Origin of the sequence: Actinophytocola oryzae, from assembly GCF_004364325.1 — a bacterium.
In the GTDB taxonomy this organism is placed as follows: Bacteria; Actinomycetota; Actinomycetes; order Mycobacteriales; family Pseudonocardiaceae; genus Actinophytocola; species Actinophytocola oryzae.
On sequence record NZ_SOCP01000004.1, the window covers coordinates 341,127 to 362,858 of the forward strand.

Genomic DNA, 21,732 nt, shown 5'->3' on the forward strand with positions numbered 1-21,732 from the left:
GCTACTTGACCTGCGCCAGTGCGGAGTTGACCTTGCCTTCCGCGTCCGACAACAACTGGTCGATGTCGGCGTCCTTGTTGGTCAGGATGCCCTGCATCAGGGTGTCGAGCGCGGCGTAGACCTGTTGGGCGTTCGGCGGCTCGATCTTCTTGTCCATGTCGCCGATCTCGTCCGCGTAGCTCTTGTAGTTCTCCACCGGCACCGTCGCGTACTTGGTGCGCAGCGTGACCTGCTGCTCACGCAGCGAGCCGGTCCAGATGTCCGCGGAACCCGCGGGCGGCGAGGTGGGCAGCCCGATCGGCTGGTCCTGCTCGGAGTACCGCTTGAGGTCGGACTCCATGCGGTCCGGGTTCAGGTACTTCCACGAGATCCACTGCAGGCCCGCCTTGATCTTCTCCGGCGACGCCTTCGGGTTGATCATGTAGCCCTCGCCGCCGATCAGCGTGCCTTCGCCACCCGGCATCGGCGCGAGACCGTAGTTGGCGTAGTCGCCCTTGAACTGGTTGACCAGCACCGGCACGTTGTCCGGCGCCGCGAGGTACATGCCGAGCTGGCCCGCACCCATCATCCGCTGGACGTCCTCGATCACCAGGAGCTGCTTGTCGCCCATGGTGTTGTCGGTCCAGCGCATGTCATGGAGGGTCTGGGCGACCTCCTTGCCCTTGCTGTTGTTGAAGTCGGCGACCCACTTGTCGCCGTCCTTCTTCGCGACGTCGCCGCCGACCGAGTACATCCAGCTGGTGAAGTGCCAGCCGCCCTGGTTGTTCTTGCTGTACTCGGCGAAGCCGACGTTGTTGTTGCCGAGCGCGGTGATCTTCTTCGCCGCCTCACGCACCTCGGGCCACGTCTTCGGCGGGCTGTTCGGGTCGAGCCCGGCGTCGGTGAAGAGCTTGCGGTTGTACAGCAGGCCCATGGAGTAGTTCGCGGTCGGCAGGCCGTAGACCTTGCCGTCGCGGGTGAAGATCTCCTTGAGCTGCGGCTGGATCTCGTCGTAGTGCGGGACGTCCTTGACGTAGTTCGTGATGTCCGCGGCCTGCCGCCTGGCGATCAGGTTCGCCGGGTCGGTCAGGTAGACGTAGAAGACGTCCTCGAGCTGGCCGCCCGCCAGCTTGGAGTTGAACGTCTTCGGGTCCATGAACCCCTCACGGGGCTGGATGTCGATGTTCTCGTGCGTGCGCTCGAACTCGGCCACGTCCTGGTCGAAGATCTTGCGTTCGAACGGCTGCGTCTTCGGCGGCTGGCCGTTCACGGTCAGGGTGACCTTGCCGTTCGCGCTGCCGCTGTCGCTGTCGTCACCGCAGGCAACCAGGCTGACGCTCAGGCCCGCGGCGACCACGAGGCCTAACGACCTGCGTGTGAGTGATCGGGTGGTGCTCATCTTTGTCGTGACCCTTCGGCCGGGACCGGGGGAAATAAGGTGACCCACACCATAGGTCTAGGCGACGGATAGCCGCAAGAGATCGACAGAGATCTGCAAAATCGTGATGATGTGATCCGGAACCCGAGCATGACAAAGGCCGCGCGTCCAGCGGTGGACACGCGGCCTCGACGACGGCCGTTCGGCTAGATCGTGTGCGACGCCCGCGCCCGCACCGGCGCGGCCGACGCGCGGACGACCAGCTCGGGCTCGAAGAGCAGCTCCTCCATCGACACCTCGTTGCCCGCGATGAGCGCGGCCAGCAGCTCGACCGCCGCCCTGCCCATCGCCTCTATGGGCTGGCGCACGGTGGTCAGCGGCGGATCGGTGCAGGTCATGAGGGCCGAGTCGTCGTAGCCGATGACCGAGATGTCGTCCGGGGTGTTGAGGCCGAGGCGGCGGACCGCGCGGATCACGCCGAGCGCGAGGGGGTCGCTCGCGCAGATCATCCCGGTGATGCCGTTCTGGACGAGCCGGGTGCCGACCGCCTGGCCGCCCTCGATGGAGAACATCGTGTGCCCGACCGAGTGCTCGTCGACCGTCATCCCGATCCGCTCCGCGCACTTGCGGAACGCGACCAGCTTGCGCCGCGACGGGATGTGGTCGCGGGGGCCGAGCACCATGCCGATCCGCTGGTGGCCGAGCGCCACGAGGTGCCCGAACGCCTGCTCCACGGCCACCGCGTCGTCGGCGGAGACCACCGGGTAGTCCAGGTCGATCGAGGCGTTGACCAGCACGACCGGGAGCTTGCGGCGCACCAGTTCGTAGTGGTGCTCGTGGCTCGCGTCCTCCTCGGCGTGACTGCCGCCCGCGAACACGACACCGGAAACCTGTTGTGCCAGCAGCAGCTCCACGTAGTCCGGTTCGGACACCCCACCGGTGCACGTACACAGAACGGGAGTGAAGCCCTGCTGGGCCAGCGCGCTGCCGACCACGTCGGCGAGCGCGGGGAAGATCGGGTTCTGCAGCTCGGGCAACACCAGCCCGACGAGCCGCGCCCGCTCGCCGCGCAGCTGGGTCGGACGTTCGTAACCGAGCACGTCCAACGCGGTCAGCACCGCCTGACGGGTCGCCTCGGAGACGCCCGGTTTACCGTTGAGCACCCTGCTCACGGTGGCCTCGCTGACACCCACCTTCTTGGCTACTTCGGAAAGCCGTCTTTGCGCCATGCATGCAAGTCTACGACAGGTCTTGCAAGCACTTGCGTGGCTTTGCGGCTGTCGGCCGGATTGTCCAGTTTGGTCGCGCGCCCGCGGCTCGGCCCTGCGCGAACCCGCTCGCCCCCGCGTCCTGGGCCGTGAGGATGCTGCTCATGGACCCTGACATGCGGCTGGTGCTGGACTCCTACGCGGCCTACGCCCGGGGTGACATCGAAGCGGCCGTCGCGCCGCTGCACGACGACGTCGAGTGGATCGAGCCGGACTCGTTCCCCAACGGCGGCGCGCGTCGAGGGCCCGGGGCGGTGGCCGACTACCTGCGTGCGTCGCACGCCGCGTGGCGCGAGCTGGTGTCGACGCCGACCGCGTCGCGGCGGGGCGGGGACATCGTGGTCGTGCACCACGTGGAGGGGGTGCTCGCCGACGGCTCGCCGCACTCGGTGACGGTCGCGGACGTGTTCACCGTGGTCGACGGGCGGGTCGTGCGGATGGTCGCGTACGCCGACCCCGCCGAGGTGCCGGGCTGACCGGAGTGTCTACCCCGCTCCGGTCGACCGCGATGGCAGGATGCGCCCCCGGGAGGTGGTCGAGTTGGCGGAACCCGAGCTGCCGGCCTCTGTCGTGACGGCGCACCTGGCCTCCTGTGCCGGGGAACTGGCGCGCAGCGGACTGCCCGTGTCCGACATGCCCGTCTCGGTCGAGCATCTCGTCGCCGGACAGCGGCACGTCGCCGTCGCGTTGGAGGGTCTCGCCCGACGCCTCGCACTCGGTCCGGTGACCGAGGACAGGGCCGCGCTCGTCGAGGTCCTCCGTGCCGCGGCCGAGGCGTCCTCGCATGCCGCCGACGCACTCGGTGCTGGTGGACATCTGTTCGAATCCGTTGCTAACGAAACGGCATTTTAGCTGGTCGGAGCCACATTTGCGGGATAGAATAGAACAAGTCCGCGAATGGAGGTTCGTCTATGCGAAGCGTCTGGAACGGCACGATCAGGCTGGGTCTCGCGACCATCCCGGTGAAGGCGTACGGGGCCACCGAGGAGCAGGGCACCGGCCTGCACCACGTGCACGTGACCGACGGCGGGCGGGTGCGGCACCGGCGGGTCTGCGAGGTCGACGGGGCAGAGGTCGACCTGACGGAGCTGGCCAGGGGCTACGTCCTGCCCGGCGGGGAGACGGTGGTGCTGACGGAGTCGGACTTCGCCAAACTGCCGCTGCCCACCTCGCGTGCCATCGAGGTACAGGCGTTCGCGCAGGTGGAGGAGATCGACCCGATCTACTTCGCGCGGTCCTACCACCTGGAGCCCGAGCCTGCCGGGGTCAAGTCGTACGTGCTGCTGGCTGAGGCGCTGAGGCGGTCCGGGCGGGTCGCCGTGGTCAAGGTGGCGCTGCGGTCGCGGGAGTCGCTGGCCGTGCTGCGGGTGCGTGACCAGGTCATCATGATGGAGACGATGCTGTGGCCGGACGAGGTCCGGGCGCCGGAGTTCCCGTTCCTGCACCAGGAGGTCGTGGTCACGGAGCGGGAGCTGCGCGAGGCCACCGACCTGGTGGAGACCCTGACGGAGAAGTTCGCGCCGGCGCAGTACTCGGACTCCTACCGGACGGCGCTGCAGGCGCTGGTGCAGTCCAAGATCGACGGGAACGAGCTGGTCCAGCCCGCGGCGTCCTCGCAGGTGGCGGGGGCCGCCGATCTGCTGGGTGCGTTGCGGACGACCGTCGCGGAGAAGCGGATGCCGCGCCAGCGCGTCGAGGAGGCCCGTGCCGCCGAGACGGCGGCCTCGGAGGCCAGCTCGAAGGCCAGGGCGGCTGCTCGGCGCAGGCGTAGCCCGTCGAAGAAGTGACGTAACGGATCGTGCGGCAGGGTCGGCCCGGTGTGGCCGGCCCTGCCTTTCTGTTTCAGGGCAGCGCCGAGCAGCTCGACCGGTTCGTGATGAAGCTGCTCGGCGTTGCGACGGGTTGGTCGGGATCAGGCTTCGGGGTCGGAGAGAAGGTCCTTGCGGAGGTTCTCCAGCGTCCTCGACAGCAGGCGGGACACGTGCATCTGCGAGATGCCGATGCGGTCGGCGATCTGGGTCTGGGTCATGTGGCGGAAGAACCGCAGCGTCAGGATCTGGCGCTCCCGTTCCGGAAGGGCCTCGATCAGCGGACGCAGGGACTCGTAGTTCTCCACGCCCTCGAGACCCTCGTCACGCTGGCCCAGCGTGTCGCCGAGGGGGTCGGAGTCGGCCTCGGGGGAGAGGGCCTCGTCCAGGGACATCGAGTGGTAGGCGTTGCCCGCCTCGAGGCCCTCGAAGACCTGCTCCGGAGAGAGGTCCAGGTGTTTGCCCAGCTCACTCGGGGTCGGCGCGCGGCCCAACCGCTGTGACAGCTCCGCGCTCGCCGCGTTGATGGCGAGGTTCAGCTCCTTCAGCCTGCGTGGCACGTGCATCGACCAGCTGGCGTCGCGGAAGTGCCTTCGCACCTCGCCCATCACGGTGGGCACGGCGAACGACAGGAAGTCCGTGCCGCGGTCCGGCTGGAACCGGTCCACGGCGTTGATCAGGCCCAGGGTCGCTACCTGGACCAGGTCCTCCCTGGGCACGCCTCTGTTCGAGAAGCGCGCCGCGATGTGCTCCGCGAGCGGCAGGTGTCCGGTGACGAGCTTGTTGCGTAGTTCGGCGCGTTGGGGGTCGCCCGCGGGTAGCTCGGCCATCTCGACGAACATCGGGGCCAGATGCTCGTAGCCCGTGGCCGTGCTCTCCTGGGTTCTCGCGCTCGAACTCTGTGTCCCGGTCACCCGGGAAGCCCTTCCACTCGGCGTTTGGCCAGCTCGATGTGCACGAGGTGTGGTGAACTCGCGTCCGCGCTGTCGTCGCTGGGTCCGTCGACCCAGGTCGCCGTGTGGTCGGTGAGCGTCGTGAGGACCCGCCAGCCGAACGAGTCACTGCTCGGCTTCGTGTCGCTTGTGGACGGTACGGTGACGACGAACCTGATCTCGTCGGCACTGACCTGGAAGCTGCAGCGCAGCACCGCGTCGGGTGTGCCCTGCGTGATCAGTGTCGAACACGCCTCGTCGACCGCCAGCCGCAGGTCGGCGATCGAGTCCAGGTCGAAGTCCGCGCGCATGGCGATGCTCGCGGCCAGTGACCGGATGATGGGAAGGTTGGTGAGCACGGCGGCGATTCGCAGCTCGATCTCTTCAGGACTGCCGTCCTCGGTTCCTTCGAACATGTCGCCGGGGTACCCACAATCTTTGAGGCATAACGCAGGCGTGCGTGTCACGTCTTGACCGCTGCTCCACCGTATCGGTTCCACCCCGCCGCCTCAACACGCCCCGCTGGGCCGTTCCGCGTAACGTGGGCCCGGCAAGCCGTCGAAACGAAGGAGCCAAATCGAATGTTGGCGGTAACGGAAGCGGCTGCCGAGGCGATCAGCGCGCTGACCGCCCAGGGTGGCATCCAGCAGGAAGGAGGCCTCCGGTTCGCACTGCAGACCGAGGCCGACTCCCAGCCCGCGCTCGCACTCACCGTGGCGCCGCAGCCCGCTGAGGGCGACCAGGTCGTCACGGCCAACGAGGGGGCGCACGTCTTCCTCGAGGAGGGCGCGGCCGACTACCTGTCGGACAAGGTCCTGGACGTCCAGGCCGACAACGAGGGGCAGCTGAACTTCGCTGTCCTCGAGAAGGGCTGAGGCTCTACGCAGGATCCGGGCGGGTCACCGACCGAGGGCCTTCGCCAGCTCCTTCTTGGTCATCGTCGAACGGCCCTTGATGTTCTTCTTCTTGGCCTCGTTGTAGAGCTGTTCCTTGGTCGGTCCGCCCGGACCCTGGTGGGACCGCTGCCCGCCACGTTTCTGCGGCGACATGTCCTTCACCGACGACCGGCTCGCTGTCCGCGCCTCGCCGGACTGCGCGCGGTTCTTGTTCACGGTGCGTGCCGCGATCTCCTCCGCACGGCCCTCGCTGGTGCCGCGCTGCTCGGCGCCTTCCTTGATGTGCTGGTACTGGCGTTCGCGCTTCTTGCTCCATGCCTGCGGCATTTCGGCTCTCCTCTCGTCCTGACCTGCGGTGTACCCGGTTCGGTCGCCGCCGAACCTTCGGGGTCCTAACGTCGGTCGCATGACCGTGATCGAGGACTTCCGCCGTCTGCACGACGAGTTCCTGCTGCTCCCCAACGCCTGGGACGTCGCGTCCGGGGCCGCGTTGGTGCGCGAGGGCTTCCCCGCCGTCGGCACGACGAGCCTTGGCGTGGCGGCCGCAGTCGGTGTCGAGGACGGGTCCGGTGCCGGGCGGACCCCGGCGGTCGAGCTGGCCAGGAGGTTGGTGGCGCTGCCGGTCCCGGTGTCGGTCGACGTCGAGGGAGGCTTCAGCGAGGACCCCGGAGCTGTGCGGGAGCTGGGTGCGGAGCTGGCGGCGATCGGGGTGGCGGGCGTCAACATCGAGGACGGCCTCGCGGCGGGGGGTCTGCGTGAGGTAGCTCACCACGCGAGGCTCGTGGAGGCGATGGCGTCGACCGGTTTGTTCGTCAACGCGCGTACGGACACGTACTGGTCAGACATCGACCGCCCCGGCACGGGCGACCGGCTGCGTGCCTACGTGGACGCGGGTGCCGAGGGTGTGTTCGTGCCGGGGGTGGCTGAGGACGCGGACGTCGCCTCGGTGGTGGCGTCGGTGGCGGTGCCGGTGAATGTCCTTTTCCTGCCGGGGAGAACGGATCTGCGGAAGATGAGGGACCTGGGGGTACGCCGGGTGAGCACGGGCTCGTTCCTGTTCCGCGTAGCTCTGGGTGCCGCGCTCGACGCCGTACGCGCGGTGCGACGGAACGACGTGTCGCTCGGGTACGACGTCCCGACGTACCAACAGGTCCAGTCGCTGGTCGGCTAGGCCGTCGCGGGCACTTTCGCCTCTTCCTCCTCGGTCTCCTCTTCGAGGAGTGGAAGATCGTTGCGGTCGTGCAGGGCGTCGTCGTCGAGGATCCCGGTGCCGCGAGCGACGAGGATCGGCACGGTGATCTGCCCGGCGACGTTGGTGGCCGTGCGTGCCATGTCGAGGATCGGGTTGATGGCGAACACGATCGCGATGCCGGTGGCGATCACCTCGGCGGGCAGGTTGACCGCCGCGAGGGTCAGCGTGAGCATCGTGAACCACCCGGTGGTGCCCGCGGTGGCGAGCGACCCGAAAACGGCGACGAGCACGATGAGCAGGTAGTCCCCGAAGGACAGCGTGATCCCGTTGAGGTTGGCGATGAAGATGGTGGTGATGGCGGGGAAGACTGCCGCGCATCCGTCCATCTTGGTGGTGGTGCCGAGTGGGACGGCGAAACTGGCGTACCCCCTGGGCACCCCGAGGTTGACGGAGGCCTGCCGCGAAAGTGGGAGAGTGGCCCCGGACGACTGCGAGACGAACGCGAACTGCAGGGCGGTCCAGGCCTTGCGGAAGAACGTCAACGGGTTCACCTGGCCGACGAACCTGAGCAGCAGCGGGTAGACGCCGAAGAGCACCAGCGCGCACCCGAGGTAGACCGCGGCGATCAACGAGATCAGCGGTGCGAAGAACTCGTTGCCGTAGCTGGCGAACGCGTTGCCGAGGAGCCCGAGCACACCCAGCGGTGCGAGCCAGATGATCCACCCCAGAACCTTCTGGATGATGTCGAAGAAGGCGCGGTTGACGTTGACGAACACGGCCGCCCGGTCCCCGAGCACGTAGGCGGCCCCGCCGACGAGCAGTGCGATGAAGACGACCTGGAGGATGTTTCCTTCGCTGAAGGCCGTGAAGAAATTGCCGGGCACGATGCTCTGGATGAACGCCCAGCAGTCGCCGGGTGCCCGCTCGGCGATGTTGGCGACCGCGTCATCGGACGGCGTGACCCGGACCCCGCTGCCCAGGTTGCCCACGAGCCCGATCAGTAGCCCCGATGCACACGGCGATCAGCGAGGTGACGGCGAACCACAAGAGGGTTCTCCCGCCGAGCTGAGCCACCGTCCGGGGGCCGCCGAGCCCGCGCAGGCTGGTGATCCCCACCACGATGGCGGTGAACACGAGGGGGATGATCGTGAACTGGACCAGGCTGACGAAGATGTCCCCGATCCGCGAGAGTGTGGTCGCGAGCCAGGAGACGTCCCCCTGCTTGGCGATGAACCCGAGCACCGCACCGAGGACGAGCCCGCCGAGCACGGCAACACCGAACACGGTGTTACGCCGAGGCCGTTGGATGTGGGTATCCGACATCTGAACTCCCATCCCCTGGTTGATCAACGGTGGCCTCTGGCCCCCGAGTGCCAGCCCGGTCGGCGAAACCGACAGTCCGAGGCGGTGGCGAAGGCCTGTGGGCAGTTCGCCACGCCTGTGGACAACCATCCGCGGATGTCGGTGCGTCGTGAGAGGCTGGAACCGGGGGCCGGAGGCAAAGCCCCCGTCAGCAGTGGGCTTTGACTGTTTCCAGGTCGGTGCGCAGCACCGGTGCGCCGTCCACCGGTGCCGGGTCCTCCGGAGTCGACTGGACGCCGCCGGCCGCAACGCGGTCCAGCGTCGCGAGGCCCGCTTCGCCCACTGTGCCGAAGATCGTGTAGTTCGGTCGGAGGTAGGCGTTGCCGTACACCAGGAAGAACTGGCTTCCGTTGGTGTCGGGGCCCGCGTTCGCCATCGCGAGGGTGCCGCGCGGGTAGATCTTCCGTTCGCCGGTGGGGTCGTTCGGGGCGGGTGCGAGGTCGACCGGGAGCTCGTCCTTGTAGCGGTAGCCGGGGCCGCCCTCGCCCGTGCCGGACGGGTCGCCGCACTGCAGGACCGCCAGTGTCGGGTACGTCGTCAGCCGGTGGCATGTCGTGCGGTCGTAGAACTTCCATCGGGCCAGGTGCGTGAAGCTCTGCACCGTGCACGGGGCCGCGGCGCGGTCGAGCGTCAGCGGGAGCGGGCCCTGGTTCGTGCGCACGTCCACCCGCACCTTGCCGTGGTTCGGGGTGTGGGACGGGTCCGGGGGCAGGGGGACCGGGCGCGCGGCCGGCTCGTCGGGTGTTTTCGTGTACTGGCAGGGGCCGTGCGTGGTGCCCGGCGTGGTGGCGCCCGCGGTGGGACCCGCCACCGTCAGGCTCGCGGCGGCTGTCAGCAGGGCGCCAGCCACGATCGTGAGTTTCCTCAGCACAGAAGACCTCCTCCTGGTGAAAGGGCGCCGCAGTCTAGCCCAGCTCGCCAGAAGGCGTTTCGGAGACGGATTCCTCGTTCGTCCACTGTGGACATATTGCTGCTGGACGTCTTCGCACTGGAAACCCTGGGTGGAGGGGTAAGGCCGAACGCGAGATCGCGGCACTGTCAGGAGTAGCGGGACCACCCAGCCGCACGGTGTGCGGCGAAGGCAGCCAAGAGCGATGCGCGGGGCGAGGTCATCCTCGTCGAACGCGAACACGCGATAGCAGGCGTGACGGTCCGCCATGGCGCGGTGTGACGGGAGCATCCAACCGCTGCGGATACAACGGCGTCCATTCGACCGTGGCGCGGCTTGTGGCAGACCCCAGCGCGGGCGCGGCCCAGTCGGTGAGGGGCGACCCGTTACAACGGCGCTGCGATCCGCCGCGGACGCGTTTCGCCAGCGGCGGCCTCGCTCGGGTCGTCGGGGGATCAGTCGAACTGTGGCCGGGCATCCCCGCAACCGGCTGGATCGACAACGAGCGCGAGAAAGGCGACCGTCTTGACGTCGGCGGAAGCGTCGCCGGGTGCTGCGTGGCATGGGGGTGACGCGGTGTAACGCGTCGTCCGGGTGCGGCGCGCGACAGCCGGTTGACCCTGTCGGCCTGCTACGGGGCGGGGCCACCGGCTCCCCGCCCCGTCGGCAGTTCGGGGTGTGCCCGGGTCAGGGGGTGGTGGTGGGCAGGGTCGGGCTCGGCCTGGTTGGGTCGGTGCCCGGTTTGTTCGTGATCGTCGCCACCTTGCGCACTGCGGTGTCGATCTGGTGGTGGTACTTGCCCTTGGTCCGCTTGTCGATGAACTGGCCGGCCTTTGCCGCCATCTTGTTCACCTGGTCCGGGTGTTTGCGGACGTAGCTGCGGGCCGCGGCGGCGGTACCGGCGAGCGCGGTCAGCTTCTTCAAGGAAGGCATGGCCTTCTCCCTCCGTCGTCGGTGGTCCTTCAACGGGGTACCCACCCTGGGGGGTTCCCCAAACGTGTCGGGGATTGTTGACATGTCGGAGATCTCCGACGTATTGTTTCGCCGTGCCTGATGACCTGCTCTTTACCGCCATGGCCAACCCTGTGCGGCGGCGGCTTCTCGAGCTTCTGCGGGACGGGGCGCAGACTGCCGGCTCGCTCGCCGCGCAGTTCGAGCTCAGCCGGCCCGCGGTGTCCGAGCACCTGCAGATCCTGCGGCGTGCGGACCTGGTTCGTGAGGAGGTTCGTGGGCGGGAGCGGCACTACCACCTGACGGCCGAGCCGCTCGCCGTGGTCAGCGACTGGCTACACCCCTTCGAGCGCTACTGGCGTGACCGGATGCGCACCCTGGCCCAGATCATGGAAGAGGAGAACGATGACCGAGACCATCCACGTTGACCAGTTCCTTGCCCAGCCACCTGCTGAGGTGTGGCGCATGCTCGTCGAGCCCGGACGGCTCGCCTCCTGGTGGGCTCCCGGCGACATCGCCCCTGAGGTCGGCCACCAGTTCTCGCTCGACATGGGTGCCTGGGGCGCCCAGCGGTGCACCGTGATCGAGGTCGAGGACGGGCGGCTGATCAGCTACACGTTCGGTGAGGGCAACGTCGACTGGACCATCACCTGGCGGCTTGAGCCGGAGGGGGTCGGGACCCGGCTCTTCCTGGCGCATGCCGGGTTCGACCTCGACGATCCTCGGCACGCCGATGCCTACCGGAACATGGCCCGCGGGTGGGCTGGGGCCGTGCTTCCTCGGCTGGTGAAGGTGATGGCGGGGGCCACCGCCACTGGCTAGGCATTGCCTGCCTCACGAGCCGTTTGGGAGTTCCACCTTCAACACCGTTGGTCCACCGTCGGGGCTGTCGATCGTTGCGTGGCCGTCGAAGGCGGCCACCCGCCGTTGGATGCCGAGCAGGCCTGTGCCGCCTGTCTCGTCGGCGCCGCCCTGGCCGTCGTCCCATACCTCGATGACCAGCGGGTCCGCACCGGTCAGTCGCACCTCGCAGCGGTTTGCGCCGCTGTGCTTGGCCACGTTCGTCAGTGCCTCGGCCACCACGAAGTACGCTGCCGACTCCACTGCCGCCGGGGCGCGGCCGAGGGTCGTGACGGTCAACGTGGTCGGTACGGCGCAGCGGGCGATCAGGCCGGCGACCGCGCCGTCCAGGCCGCGTTCCGTCAGTACTGGTGGGTAGATGCTGCGCACCACGCCACGGAGCCCGGCCAGTGCGTCGCTTGCCGCGTCCTGTGCTTTCAGGACCAGCGGCAACGCCGTCGCCGGGTCGCGGCGCAGTGCCCGCTCGACGATTCCCAGGTGCATGGCGACGGCGACTATGCGGTTCTGGGTGTCGTCGTGCAGGTCGCGCTCGATGCGCCGCAGCTCCGCGCCGTGTGCCTCCAGTGCGGCGGCTCGGCTCGCGGTCAGTTCGGCGACTCGTTCGGCCAGTCGCGCGCCCGGCGGCGGGGACAGCAACCATCGCGCCAGGCCTGCCTGTGTGCGGGCCAGCCATGGCGTGGCCCACAGCGAGAGGATGGCGTAGCCCAAGCCCAGAAGCGGCATGAACGCCGCGCCGGTCCACGATGTCACCGGGTACGGGGAGCTCACCGGGTCGTCGGCCGGCGCGAGCCACCAGTAGGCCGGCACCAGCACGGCGTTCACCGCGGCCAGCGGCAGTGCCACGCCGAAGATGCCGACGACCGTGCCGGTCAGTGCGTGCCCCACGAACCAGATGAGGTCGCGCCATACGTCCCGCAGTCGGTCCGGCGGCGCGGCCTCCGGGATCGGTCTGCCGGTGTACTTGGCGACCCTTGTTCGTTCCCACCGTGTCGTCCTGGCCAGCAGTGCGAGCGCCGCGGGCCTGGCCACCAGGCACAGGATCAGCATCACCGGGAGTGCGAGCAGGCATACGAACGCGGCCACGGTGCCTGCGAGCAGGAACACGACTGCCCGCCACACCGCCAGCATCCGATCACGCATGCGTCAAGGATGGGGTATAGCCAGCTATACCCGGAACCCGGTATCCAGCGCCATCGATTCGGCCGTCCGGCGACCCTAGTTTTCTCGGTGTGATGGGAACCAAGATCTCCGGGGCCACCGCGGTGCAGTTGACCGAGGTGTCCAAAGTGTACGGTCGGGGGGCCGCGTCTGTGACGGCCCTGGACAAGGTCAGCATCGCGCTGGCACGCGGTAGTTTCACCGCGGTGATGGGTCCTTCGGGGTCCGGCAAGAGCACGTTCCTCCACTGCGCGGCCGGTCTCGACCGGCCGACGTCGGGGACGGTGCGTCTCGGTGACACGGACCTGACCCGGCTCAAGGAGGCCGCGCTCACCGAGCTGCGCCGCGAGCGCATCGGCTTCGTCTTCCAGGCGTACAACCTGCTGCCCGCACTGAACGTCGAGCAGAACATCACGCTGCCGCTGCGCCTTGCGGGCCGGGGCGCCGACCAGGCGTGGCTGCGTGAGGTGGTCTCGCGGGTGGGGCTCGCGGACCGCCTCACGCACCTGCCGAGCGAGTTGTCCGGCGGGCAGCAGCAGCGCGTCGCCATCGCCCGTGCGCTGGTCACCCGGCCCGAGGTGATGTTCGCCGACGAGCCGACCGGCGCGCTCGACACACGCACTGGCCGACAGGTGCTGACGCTGCTGCGTGATGTGGTCGACCACTTCAAGCAGACCGTGCTCATGGTGACCCACGACCCGGTGGCCGCGTCCTTCGCCGACCGTGTCGTGTTCCTCGCCGACGGCCGCTTCGCCGACTCCCTGGACCGCCCGAACCCGGCCGCCGTGGCAGAACGCATGACCCGCCTCGGGGAGTGGTGATGTTCGAGCACGCCAGGGCGACCATTCGCCACAGGAAGGGCCCCTTCGTGGGGATGTTCGTCGCGGTGCTGGCCGCCGCGGCGCTCGTGACCGCCCTCGGGGTGCTGTTCGAGTCTGGCCTGCGGTCCGGGGTGCCGCCGCAGCGGTTCGCGGGCGTGCCGGTCGTGGTCGGCGCGCAGCAGGCCCTCCCGGTCGAGGAGGACATCGACCTGCCCTTCAGCGAGCGGGTGCCGCTACCGGTCGACGTCGTGGCCAAGGTCGGGGCGGTGGCCGGTGTCGAGAGGGCCATCGGTGACACGGCCGTGGCGGTGACCATCGGCGGCAGGCCCGTCGCGGGCCACGGCTGGGGGACCGCCGCGCTCACACCGTTCTCGCTGCGGGACGGGGAGGCGCCACGGGAGAACGGGGTCGTGCTGGACAGTGCGCTCGCGGGCAGCCTCGGCGTGTCGACAGGCGACTCCGTCGACATCGCGATCGGCGCTGTGCCAAGGAAGTTCACGGTCACCGGTGTCACGGCCGAGGCGCTGGGCCGTGAGTCGACGCTGTTCTTCACCGACGAGCAGGCCGGCGAACTGTACGGGCGGCCGAAGCAGGTCGACGCGGTCGGCGTGCTCGCGAAGCCCGGCGTCGACCCGGAAGCCCTGGCCGAGCGGATCTCCGCCGCGGTGCCCGAGTCGGTCGTGTACACCGGCGACGCACGCGGGGACGTCGAGTTCCTCGACGTGGGGCAGGTGCGGTCGCAGCTGATCGTGCTGTCCCTGGCCTTCGCAGGCTCGGCGATCATGATCGCGATGCTGGTGGTGGCCAGCACGCTGGCGCTGTCGGTGCGGCAGCGCCGCCGTGAGATCGCGTTGCTGCGCGCCGTCGCCGCGACCTCGCGGCAGGTGCACCGCATGATCGGCGCCGAGATCCTCGTGGTCGCGGGCAGCGCGGCCGTGCTGGGGGCACTGCCTGGTTATGGCGTGGCGTTCGGCCTGCGGGCGGCCTTCTCGTCCGCGGGCATGCTTCCTGCCGACTTCGGGCTGGCGATCAGCCCGCTGCCCGCGGTGGCCGCGATCCTGCTGTGCCTCGGCACGGCCCGGGCGGCAGGCTGGGTGGCGGCCCGACGCGTGGCGAGGATCCAGCCGGTCGAGGCGTTGCGGGAGTCCGACGTGGACGCGGCACCGCTCGGCCGGGTGCGGGTGCTGATCGGCAGGCTCGCGCTGGTCGCGGGGACGGGTGCGTCGGCGCTGCCGGTGTTCCTGCCGGGGGACGCCGCGATGGCGGGCGCGGCCGGCTCGGCGATGTTGATGGTCGTGGGCATCGCGTTGCTCGGGCCTCGGCTCGTGGAGGTGGCGATCCGGCTTGTCGGCGGCCCGCTGCGGGCCGCGTCGCCGGTCGGCGGGTACCTGGCGGTGGCGAACGTGTCCGCGAGCGCACGTCGACTGGCTGTGGCGGTGACCCCGCTCGTGCTAGCGGTGACCATGGCGTCGGTGCAGCTGTTCACACAGACCACGATCGCCGCCGAGGCCGAGGACCAGGCAGGCAAGGGAGTCGTCGCGGACTTCGTGGTCTCCGCGCCGTCCGGCCTGGCGCCCTCGGTGACGTCGGCCGTCGCGGAGGCGGACGGAGTGTCCTCGGTGACGCCGGTCGTACGCAGCCAGGTGTTCGTGAAGTACCTGATGGCGGGGAGCTGGACGGCGGCGGCCTACGCGGCGCAGGGGGTGTCGCCGGACGGGCTCTCCGACACGCTCGACCTGCAGCCACGCGAGGGCACGATGACCGGCCTGCGCGGGGACACGGTCGCGCTGAGCACGATGGCGGCGGAGACCATCGGGGTCGACGTCGGCGAGACGATCGAGCTGCACCTCGGCGACGGGACCGTCATGCGACCCAGGGTCGTGGCGACGTACGGGCGTGGGCTCGGGTTCGGTGACCTCACGCTGCCGCACGACGTGCTCGCCTCACACACGACGACGCGTCTGGACCAGTCGATCCTGGTCGCGGCCTCGGATCCGGCCGTTGCCCGGCGTGCGTTGTCGGCCATCGCCGGCGTGAGCGTCGTGGACCGGCAGGGGCTGACGGCCGCCGGGCAGGCGCAGCGCGACACCGAGAGGTGGGTGAACCTGATCGGCCTGTTCCTGATCCTCGGCTATGTCGCGATCGCCGTGGTGAACACCCTCGTGATGGCGACGGCGGCACGGTCCCGGGAGTTCGCGTTGCTGCGCCTGGTCGGGACGGGTTCGAGGCAGGTGCGGCGGATGACGCGGATCGAGGCGTGCATCGTGGTCGCGATCGCGCTCGTGGTGGGATCGCTGGCTTCCCTGCCGCCGCTGGTGGGGATCGCCATCGGGATGACCGGGTCGCCGTTCCCGACCATCGCGCCGCTGGCCTACCTGGTCGTCGTCGTGGTGACGGCCGTGCTCGGCCTGCTGGCGATCTCCGTGCCGACGCGGCTCGCGCTGCGAACTCGTCCGGTGGACGCGCTCGGTTGAGGTACTGACTTCGGAGCCACGCGGCGGATCGGGCGCCGCGTGGCTCCGAAGTGGCGCCGTGGGTCTGGTTCTGTTGTCAAGGAACGGGTGCGGTCACGCAGGAGGGCGAGCCTGTTGGTGGCCTGACGCAGCCCGCAAAGTGATCAGGGGTCTCGTTCGGACTGCGGGGCGTGTTCAGCGGGTCGAGGGGTGCGGCGAACCATGGGGTGGGGATTTGTCGGTCACCTCCTGGGTGTGGTGAGTAACACGGTGATCACGTCTGGTTTGTTGGGGGTTCGCGGAGTTTGACTGGGAGACATGTCGAACGGCACGAACCAGACGGTGGTGTCGGCCCGTTCGCTTCGGTTGTTGCAGTTCGGGGCCTTCACGTCGCAGTTCGATCGGCTCATGATCGCGCCGATGCTCGTGGTCATCGCGCGGGAGATGGGACGGTCGGTCGAGGCTGTCAGTCAGGCGGCCGCGATCTACTTCCTTTGCTACGGGGTCGCTCAGGTCGGGTGGGCTGTCGTCTCCGATCGGCTCGGGCGGGTGCGGACGATGCGGATCGCCTTGCTCCTCGCGATGGTCGGTGGACTCGCGTCCGCGGTCGTGCCAGGGGTCGGGTGGCTCGTCGCGGCCAGAGGGCTCACGGGTGCCTGCTTTGCCGCGGCCATTCCGGGGGCGCTCGTCTACATCGGGGACACCGTGCCGGTGAAGCTTCGGCAGGCGCCCTTGACCGATCTCATGACCAGTGCCGCGGTCGGGATGGCCGTGGCCACCGTCACGGCGGGCGCCATCGCGGACTTCGCCAGCTGGCGGGCCGCGTTCGCGCTCACCGCTCTGGTCGGCGGGGCGTTGTCGTTCCTGTTGCGTGGCTTGGCGGAGCCGGAGCTTGGGCCGCCGCCTCCCGTGTGGTCGTCGGTGAAGGGCGTGCTCACCAACGGGCCTGCCCTGCTCGTGCTCGGGCTGGTGTTGGTCGAAGGCCTCGTTCTCCTCGGGCCGCTTACCTTCCTTCCTGTGGTGCTGCATGCTTCTGGGCTCTCGGTCACACTGTCCGGGTTGCTCACCGCCGCTTACGGGGCGTCGGTGCTCGTGTTCGCGCGAGTGGTCAAGGGTCGGAGCAGGACCATGGCGCCGTGGCGCATGATCCTTCTGGGCGGCGGGATGGCCGTGCTGGCGTACGTGGGAACTGTTGTGTCGCATGGTGCTGTCGCAGTGGTCGTCGGGACGGTCCTGCTCGGGGGCGGGTGGGCGTTCATGCACTCCACCCTGCAGACATGGGCAACCGACATGGCGCCTGGCTACCGCGCCACGGCCGTGTCGCTGTTCGCGACGATGTTGTTCACGGGCAGCGCGATAGGCGCGGCCGTGTTCGGGCCGATGGTGGACGCGGGCAGCTTCACCACCATGTTCGCGATTACGTTGGTCGTGAGCGTGCCGCTGGTGGTGACCGCCACCCTGGGGCGACGACGGTATGCCACGCGGGGCGCCTGAGGTACTGACAGGATTCGAACATGAGTTCAGATTACGCCGAACGGCCTAGTCTGCCAACGGGTCTCGGCGAGTTCACTCGATCGGGGTGCCGGTCAGCTCGGCGCACCTCGCCAGGAACGCGTCCTGCAGGGCCGGATCACTGGCGGCAGGATGGCTGTTCACCCTGGTCAGGTGGTACAAGTAGCCGCCGGTGCCACCCAGTTGGCCAAGGGCGAGCCGGACCTGCGTGACGGACCCCTGCGTCAGGTCGTCCGGCGCCCCCGCGCCTCCCATCCGCGTCGCGACCCAGCCGGGGTCCACGGCGTTCGACGGCGTGGCCGGCCAGCGCCGCGCCAGCGCGAAGGCCAGCACCACGTCCCAGAACTTCGAGTCCGAGTACGCCTGCGAGCCACTCCACCGCCTGCGTTCCCACTGCAGGTCCACCAGCGACGGGTCGCCGCCCCGGTGCATGCCCGAGCTGAGGTACACCAGCCGCGACGGCCGCGCCATGGACGCCGTCAGCAGGTAGGGCGCCAGCACGTTCACCGCGAACACCAACGCGAACCCGTCCTCGGTCACGGTCCGCCGCCGCTCCTGGTAACCGACCGCCACGTTGTGGATCACCGCGTCGAACGGGCCGAGAGCGTCGGCCTGCGCGGCCACCGAACGTACCTCGGCCATGCTCGAGAAGTCGCCGACCACGACCTCGGCGATACCGGGATCCCTCGACGTGTCGCGAGCGTGCAGGACCACCTCGTGGCCCTCCTCGATCAGCAGCCGGCCTGCCGTCAACCCGAGACCGCCGGACGAACCCGTGACGAGAACACGCATACCGACATCATGCAGGACCGGTCCCCGGCCGCCGCTGCTCTGCTGTCGGTCATGGACGAGGTGGTACGGCACGCACGGGCTCTGGTCGACGACGACGAGGTGGTGCGCCTGCGCGGGATCGCCGGTCTGGCAGCCCATCCACACGACGACACCGCCATCACCGAGCTGATCGAGTCGGTGAAGAACGACCTGTTCGGCGAGCTGTCGATCGTCGCGGCCGTCGCGCTCGCCGAGATGAACCGCGCCAACCCCGCCGTCGCGACGGCGGTGGCCGCCAGGTTCCGCGACACGGTCGGCAGCATCGCCCTCTACGGTGGCTACGACCCCACGCTGCGGCTGACCTACTTCTTCGCCGTGGCCGGGATCCGTGACTGGTTCCACGGGATGCGGCCGGGCGACGTGCGGGCCAGGACCGACGAGTACCGCGCGAACGTCCTGCGCTACGTCGCTGCGGGCAGCGACGGCGACGTAGCGACCGCCGCCCGGCTGATGGTGTGGTTCGAGTCCCTCGACACAGCGGGGCAGCGGCTCGTGTTCAGGACGGCGCGAAGGCTGTTACCCGGATGGGACCACTGGTTCAAGCCGCTGGCCCGTGCCACCCACCGCTAGCGCGACTGCTCCGCCGTGTCGCTCGGGCGGATGCGGAACACCTGCATCCGCAGGTTGTAGTACTTGTCGGTCTCACCGACCCAGGACATGCCGATGCGTTTGGCCGTCCCGATGGCACGCGTGTTGTTCGGGCGCGCCACCGCGAACAGCTCGTCGATCTCCTGGGTGAACGCCCAGCTGACCAGAGCCTTCCCCGCCTCGGACGCGTAGCCGTTGCCCCAGGCGTCCGGGCGCAGCTGCCAGCTCAGCTCGAGGTCCTCCTCGTACGGCGGGAGCAGGCGGATGCCCAGCCCGCCGACCACCTCGCCGTCCTCCGTGCGTTCGACCGCCCAGCGGCCCCGGGGCGGCATCATGTTCGGTTGCGCCTCGATCCACGCGTTCAGCACCAGGCCCATGGCCGCCTCGTCGGCGACCTGCCCCATCGCCGGCGTCAGCCAGCGGGTGACCTTGTCCACGCCGTAGATCGACAGCGCCGCGGCCGCGTCGTCAGGCCGCCATTCCCGCACCACGAGCCGCTCGGTCGTCAGCTCATCGCCCATACTTCGAACATTACCCATCCCGAGGGGCCTGCCGGTGTGATCCGTGCGCTCAGCGGGCACGCAGGCGGCGGAGCATGCGGGCGTCCTCGAAGCCGACCGCGCGGGCCGCCGACTCGACCGTGGCGCCGTGGCGGATGAGGTGCTCCGCACGTTCCAGGCGCAGGAGGTGTTGGTAGCGCAGCGGGGTCAGGCCGGTCGCGCGGCCGAACAGGCGGGTCACCGTGCGTGCGCTGACGCCTGCCGCGCCCGCGAGCGTGGTCAGGGGGAGCGGGTCGCTGAACCTGGTGTCGATGAGGTCCTGCACGCGGTGCACGGTGTCGTCCACATGGGACCGATGACGCAGCATGGCGCTGGCCTGGTGCTCGTCGCCGTTGCGCCGCGCGTAGACGACCATCGAGCGGGCGACCCTGGCCGCGACCGCCGGACCGTGTCGCGTGGCCACGAGGTGCAGGGCCAGGTCGATGCCGCTCGCGATGCCCGCCGACGTCGCGACCCGGCCGTCGACCACGTACAGGACGTCGCGGACCACGGTGGCCTTCGGATAGCGGCGGGCCAGCTCGTCCTGCAGGTCGTGGTGGGTGGTGGCGCGGCGGCCGTCGAGCAGGCCAGCCTTGCCCAGCGCGTCGGCGCCTGCGCACACGCTCACCACCATGCCGCCACTGTCGTGATGGGCACGTATCCGGTCGAGGGTCGCCTGGCCGAGTGCGAACGTCGCGGCCAGTGACGGGGAGCGCCAGCCGGGCACCACGACCAGGTCGTCTGCCGTGAGGGTCGGCCACGTCGTGTCGGCACGCACGGGCAGGCCCTGCGCGGTGTTCACCTCGTCGTGCTCGGCCACCCAGTGCAGGTCGTAGCCGAGGACGTCGTCGAAGAACACCTGCGCGGGCCCTGCCAGGTCGAGCAGGTGCACGCCCGGCGCGAGGACGAAGGCAACACGGGTCACGATCTGGTCATGGTACCCACGAGTTCGGCCACCGTCCGCACCGTCGCGAAACCGCGGTCGGCGAGGACGAGTGCGGTGTGCGCGACGACGGCGTCCGCCTGCGTGGTGCGCGGGTCGGCGAGGATCTCCGCGATGGTCCGGTCCCTGGGCGCGTCCGGGTGCGGGATGGGGAACGTGGCGGTCGCGTCGACCACGTAGGTCATGTCGTAGCCGAGGTCGAAGCCGACGCGGGTGGTCGTCTCCACGCACTGCTCGCTGCGGATCCCGCACACCCGCAGCTCGCGGATGCCGTGCTGGGTCAGCAGCTGCGCGAGGTTCGTGGTGGTGAACGCGTTGATCGACGTCTTGACCAGCAGTGGCTCGTCGTCGCGGCGGTCGAGCTCCGGCATGAGGTGCACGTGCCCGCTGTCCGGGTCGAACACGCCGCCGGTGCCGGGTTCCGAGTGCAGGACCCAGACGACGAGGTCGACGTCCGCGCGGGCCGCCGCCACCAGCGTGTTGACGCGGTCGGTGATGTCGGGGTTGTTGACGGCCTGCCAGGCCTCCCGCCTGCGGAACGACTCCTGGACGTCGATCACGATCAGTGCTTTGCGCATGGCACCAGACTCGTCGCAGGCTCGGCCGGTCTGTAGACACCATCCCGCCAGGGTGCGGACGGATCTGGTCAGTGGCGCGCCGGTCAGCGTGCTCGGTCAGATCTGGTTCCTGGCGCGTGTGCCCAGGATGATCGTCTCCGTGAAGCGGGCGACCGTGGCGGCGAAGTCGTCGTAGCCGAGGGCCAGCTCGGGATGTTCGGCATAGACCTGCGCGACCGCCGGTGGTGGGTGGGCGATCTGCCGCAGCGAGGCGGCGACCGCGCTCACGGCACCGACGATCTCCTGGGCGTCGCCTTCGGACAGGTCGGGGAGGATCACCCGGACCGCGGCCGCCATGGACTTGATCGAGAGGTGCGCCGCGAGCTTGAAACCGAACAGGTTCTCGACCGACACGTTGCGTTCGAGGTTCAGCGACGCGTGGGTGAAGACGTCGCAGAGGAACGGACGGTCGTCCAGCGTGGTGCCGAACGCCTCGCCGATCCCCTGGACGTCGCCGGTCGCGAGCGACTTCAGCTTGGCGGCGAGCACGTCCGACCAGTCCCGCCACGCGTCGACGCCGAGGCGAAGGTAGATGTCCTCGCGAGTCTCGAAGTAACGCAGCAGTGCGGACTTGTGCATGCCGACCTCGCTCGCGATGTCCGCGAGGCTGATGTCGCGTATCCCTTCGCGCTGGGCAAGCCGGAGGGCGGCCTCGAGGATCGCGGTCTGACGCAGCAGCTTCTGCTCTGGGCGCCGTGCCCGCTGGAAGTCGTCCTGGTCCCGCGACATGGTCATACGGTAACCACGACACCGG

Annotated in this window: 24 protein-coding genes and 1 pseudogene; 11 read left to right on the forward strand and 14 right to left on the reverse strand. The window is 69.4% G+C overall.

All coding sequences use genetic code 11. The features are described 5' to 3' along the window. Window position 1: 1 nt before the first annotated feature. Together CLV71_RS12510 and CLV71_RS12515 are read right to left on the reverse strand one after the other, a co-directional pair. A complete protein-coding gene (locus tag CLV71_RS12510; protein ID WP_133902871.1) occupies window positions 2–1,378 on the reverse strand; it encodes an ABC transporter substrate-binding protein in 1,377 nt (458 codons plus the stop codon). Window positions 1,379–1,563: 185 nt separating this feature from the next. Then, window positions 1,564–2,586 (reverse strand): LacI family DNA-binding transcriptional regulator, encoded by a 1,023-nt coding sequence (locus tag CLV71_RS12515; RefSeq protein ID WP_133902872.1) that lies wholly within the window; start codon window positions 2,584–2,586, stop codon window positions 1,564–1,566. A gap of 143 nt (window positions 2,587–2,729) precedes the next feature. Between CLV71_RS12515 and CLV71_RS12520 the strand changes: the two genes are divergently transcribed. The 3 genes from CLV71_RS12520 to ku are packed head-to-tail and all read left to right on the forward strand — an operon-like array spanning window position 2,730 to window position 4,412. Continuing rightward, window positions 2,730–3,101, forward strand: a complete 372-nt coding sequence (locus CLV71_RS12520; protein WP_166664063.1) for a nuclear transport factor 2 family protein — start codon at window positions 2,730–2,732, stop codon at window positions 3,099–3,101. A gap of 40 nt (window positions 3,102–3,141) precedes the next feature. Beyond that, window positions 3,142–3,477, forward strand: coding sequence for a hypothetical protein (locus CLV71_RS12525; RefSeq protein ID WP_133902874.1), 336 nt, complete (start codon window positions 3,142–3,144; stop codon window positions 3,475–3,477). Between the two features lie 59 nt (window positions 3,478–3,536). Further along, window positions 3,537–4,412, forward strand: coding sequence for a non-homologous end joining protein Ku (gene ku / locus CLV71_RS12530; RefSeq protein ID WP_133902875.1), 876 nt, complete (start codon window positions 3,537–3,539; stop codon window positions 4,410–4,412). Between the two features lie 125 nt (window positions 4,413–4,537). Here ku and CLV71_RS12535 read toward each other — a convergent pair whose 3' ends face one another. Together CLV71_RS12535 and CLV71_RS12540 are read right to left on the reverse strand one after the other, a co-directional pair. Beyond that, window positions 4,538–5,275 carry an RNA polymerase sigma factor SigF gene (locus CLV71_RS12535; protein ID WP_133903253.1) on the reverse strand — a complete coding sequence of 246 codons (738 nt, stop codon included), beginning with the start codon at window positions 5,273–5,275 and terminating at the stop codon, window positions 4,538–4,540. Window positions 5,276–5,343: 68 nt separating this feature from the next. Continuing rightward, window positions 5,344–5,781: an ATP-binding protein gene (locus CLV71_RS12540; RefSeq protein ID WP_133902876.1), complete on the reverse strand. Its 438-nt coding sequence runs from the start codon at window positions 5,779–5,781 to the stop codon at window positions 5,344–5,346. Window positions 5,782–5,946: 165 nt separating this feature from the next. Between CLV71_RS12540 and CLV71_RS12545 the strand changes: the two genes are divergently transcribed. Beyond that, complete coding sequence (locus tag CLV71_RS12545; RefSeq protein ID WP_133902877.1) at window positions 5,947–6,240, forward strand: iron-sulfur cluster biosynthesis protein; 294 nt, start codon at window positions 5,947–5,949, stop codon at window positions 6,238–6,240. A gap of 24 nt (window positions 6,241–6,264) precedes the next feature. Here the strand turns inward: CLV71_RS12545 and CLV71_RS12550 are convergent, their stop codons facing one another. Next, the gene (locus CLV71_RS12550) at window positions 6,265–6,588 is read right to left on the reverse strand and encodes a plasmid stabilization protein (RefSeq protein ID WP_133902878.1); all 324 of its coding nucleotides are present in this window, start codon (window positions 6,586–6,588) and stop codon (window positions 6,265–6,267) included. Between the two features lie 79 nt (window positions 6,589–6,667). On the opposite strand from CLV71_RS12550, the gene CLV71_RS12555 reads away from it, so the two are divergent. Further along, complete coding sequence (locus tag CLV71_RS12555) at window positions 6,668–7,432, forward strand: isocitrate lyase/PEP mutase family protein (RefSeq protein ID WP_133902879.1); 765 nt, start codon at window positions 6,668–6,670, stop codon at window positions 7,430–7,432. Here CLV71_RS12555 and CLV71_RS12560 read toward each other — a convergent pair. From CLV71_RS12560 to CLV71_RS12570, 3 genes and pseudogenes are all read right to left on the reverse strand, one after another. After that, window positions 7,429–8,776 (reverse strand): annotated as a pseudogene (locus CLV71_RS12560) (dicarboxylate/amino acid:cation symporter). The gene CLV71_RS12555 and the pseudogene CLV71_RS12560 sit on opposite strands and share 4 nt — an antisense overlap. Before the next feature lie 187 nt (window positions 8,777–8,963). After that, window positions 8,964–9,650, reverse strand: a complete 687-nt coding sequence (locus CLV71_RS12565) for a peptidylprolyl isomerase (protein ID WP_424923877.1) — start codon at window positions 9,648–9,650, stop codon at window positions 8,964–8,966. Window positions 9,651–10,391: 741 nt separating this feature from the next. Next, a complete protein-coding gene (locus tag CLV71_RS12570; protein WP_133902881.1) occupies window positions 10,392–10,637 on the reverse strand; it encodes an antitoxin in 246 nt (81 codons plus the stop codon). A gap of 113 nt (window positions 10,638–10,750) precedes the next feature. Between CLV71_RS12570 and CLV71_RS12575 the strand changes: the two genes are divergently transcribed. Next, a complete protein-coding gene (locus CLV71_RS12575; RefSeq protein WP_133902882.1) occupies window positions 10,751–11,083 on the forward strand; it encodes an ArsR/SmtB family transcription factor in 333 nt (110 codons plus the stop codon). Next, a complete protein-coding gene (locus CLV71_RS12580) occupies window positions 11,061–11,477 on the forward strand; it encodes an SRPBCC family protein (RefSeq protein ID WP_133902883.1) in 417 nt (138 codons plus the stop codon). The genes CLV71_RS12575 and CLV71_RS12580 overlap by 23 nt, the downstream gene beginning before the upstream one ends. A gap of 12 nt (window positions 11,478–11,489) precedes the next feature. On the opposite strand, the gene CLV71_RS12585 is transcribed toward CLV71_RS12580, so the two are convergent. Continuing rightward, window positions 11,490–12,656, reverse strand: coding sequence for a sensor histidine kinase (locus tag CLV71_RS12585; protein WP_133902884.1), 1,167 nt, complete (start codon window positions 12,654–12,656; stop codon window positions 11,490–11,492). Between the two features lie 92 nt (window positions 12,657–12,748). Here CLV71_RS12585 and CLV71_RS12590 point away from each other — a divergent pair, with 92 nt between their 5' ends. The 3 genes from CLV71_RS12590 to CLV71_RS12600 all read left to right on the forward strand — a co-directional run bounded on the left by CLV71_RS12590 (window position 12,749) and on the right by CLV71_RS12600 (window position 17,442). Further along, the gene (locus tag CLV71_RS12590) at window positions 12,749–13,495 is read left to right on the forward strand and encodes an ABC transporter ATP-binding protein (protein ID WP_133902885.1); all 747 of its coding nucleotides are present in this window, start codon (window positions 12,749–12,751) and stop codon (window positions 13,493–13,495) included. Then, window positions 13,495–15,969, forward strand: coding sequence for an ABC transporter permease (locus CLV71_RS12595; protein ID WP_133902886.1), 2,475 nt, complete (start codon window positions 13,495–13,497; stop codon window positions 15,967–15,969). Before CLV71_RS12590 ends, CLV71_RS12595 begins: the two co-directional genes overlap by 1 nt. 297 nt (window positions 15,970–16,266) lie before the next feature. Then, window positions 16,267–17,442 carry an MFS transporter gene (locus tag CLV71_RS12600; RefSeq protein ID WP_133902887.1) on the forward strand — a complete coding sequence of 392 codons (1,176 nt, stop codon included), beginning with the start codon at window positions 16,267–16,269 and terminating at the stop codon, window positions 17,440–17,442. Between the two features lie 72 nt (window positions 17,443–17,514). Here the strand turns inward: CLV71_RS12600 and CLV71_RS12605 are convergent, their stop codons facing one another. Next, window positions 17,515–18,252 carry an SDR family NAD(P)-dependent oxidoreductase gene (locus CLV71_RS12605; protein WP_133902888.1) on the reverse strand — a complete coding sequence of 246 codons (738 nt, stop codon included), beginning with the start codon at window positions 18,250–18,252 and terminating at the stop codon, window positions 17,515–17,517. 9 nt (window positions 18,253–18,261) lie between these two features. On the opposite strand from CLV71_RS12605, the gene CLV71_RS12610 reads away from it, so the two are divergent. Next, window positions 18,262–18,861: a hypothetical protein gene (locus tag CLV71_RS12610; RefSeq protein WP_133902889.1), complete on the forward strand. Its 600-nt coding sequence runs from the start codon at window positions 18,262–18,264 to the stop codon at window positions 18,859–18,861. Here CLV71_RS12610 and CLV71_RS12615 read toward each other — a convergent pair. The 4 genes from CLV71_RS12615 to CLV71_RS12630 all read right to left on the reverse strand — a co-directional run bounded on the left by CLV71_RS12615 (window position 18,858) and on the right by CLV71_RS12630 (window position 21,707). Next, a complete protein-coding gene (locus CLV71_RS12615; RefSeq protein WP_133902890.1) occupies window positions 18,858–19,400 on the reverse strand; it encodes a GNAT family N-acetyltransferase in 543 nt (180 codons plus the stop codon). The genes CLV71_RS12610 and CLV71_RS12615 overlap by 4 nt on opposite strands. A gap of 49 nt (window positions 19,401–19,449) precedes the next feature. Then, complete coding sequence (locus tag CLV71_RS12620) at window positions 19,450–20,343, reverse strand: GlxA family transcriptional regulator (RefSeq protein WP_133902891.1); 894 nt, start codon at window positions 20,341–20,343, stop codon at window positions 19,450–19,452. Further along, window positions 20,340–20,939, reverse strand: a complete 600-nt coding sequence (locus tag CLV71_RS12625; RefSeq protein ID WP_133902892.1) for an isochorismatase family protein — start codon at window positions 20,937–20,939, stop codon at window positions 20,340–20,342. The genes CLV71_RS12620 and CLV71_RS12625 overlap by 4 nt, the downstream gene beginning before the upstream one ends. A gap of 96 nt (window positions 20,940–21,035) precedes the next feature. Further along, entirely contained in the window at window positions 21,036–21,707 is a 672-nt protein-coding gene (locus tag CLV71_RS12630; RefSeq protein WP_166664064.1) for a TetR/AcrR family transcriptional regulator, read from the reverse strand. Window positions 21,708–21,732: the final 25 nt, after the last annotated feature.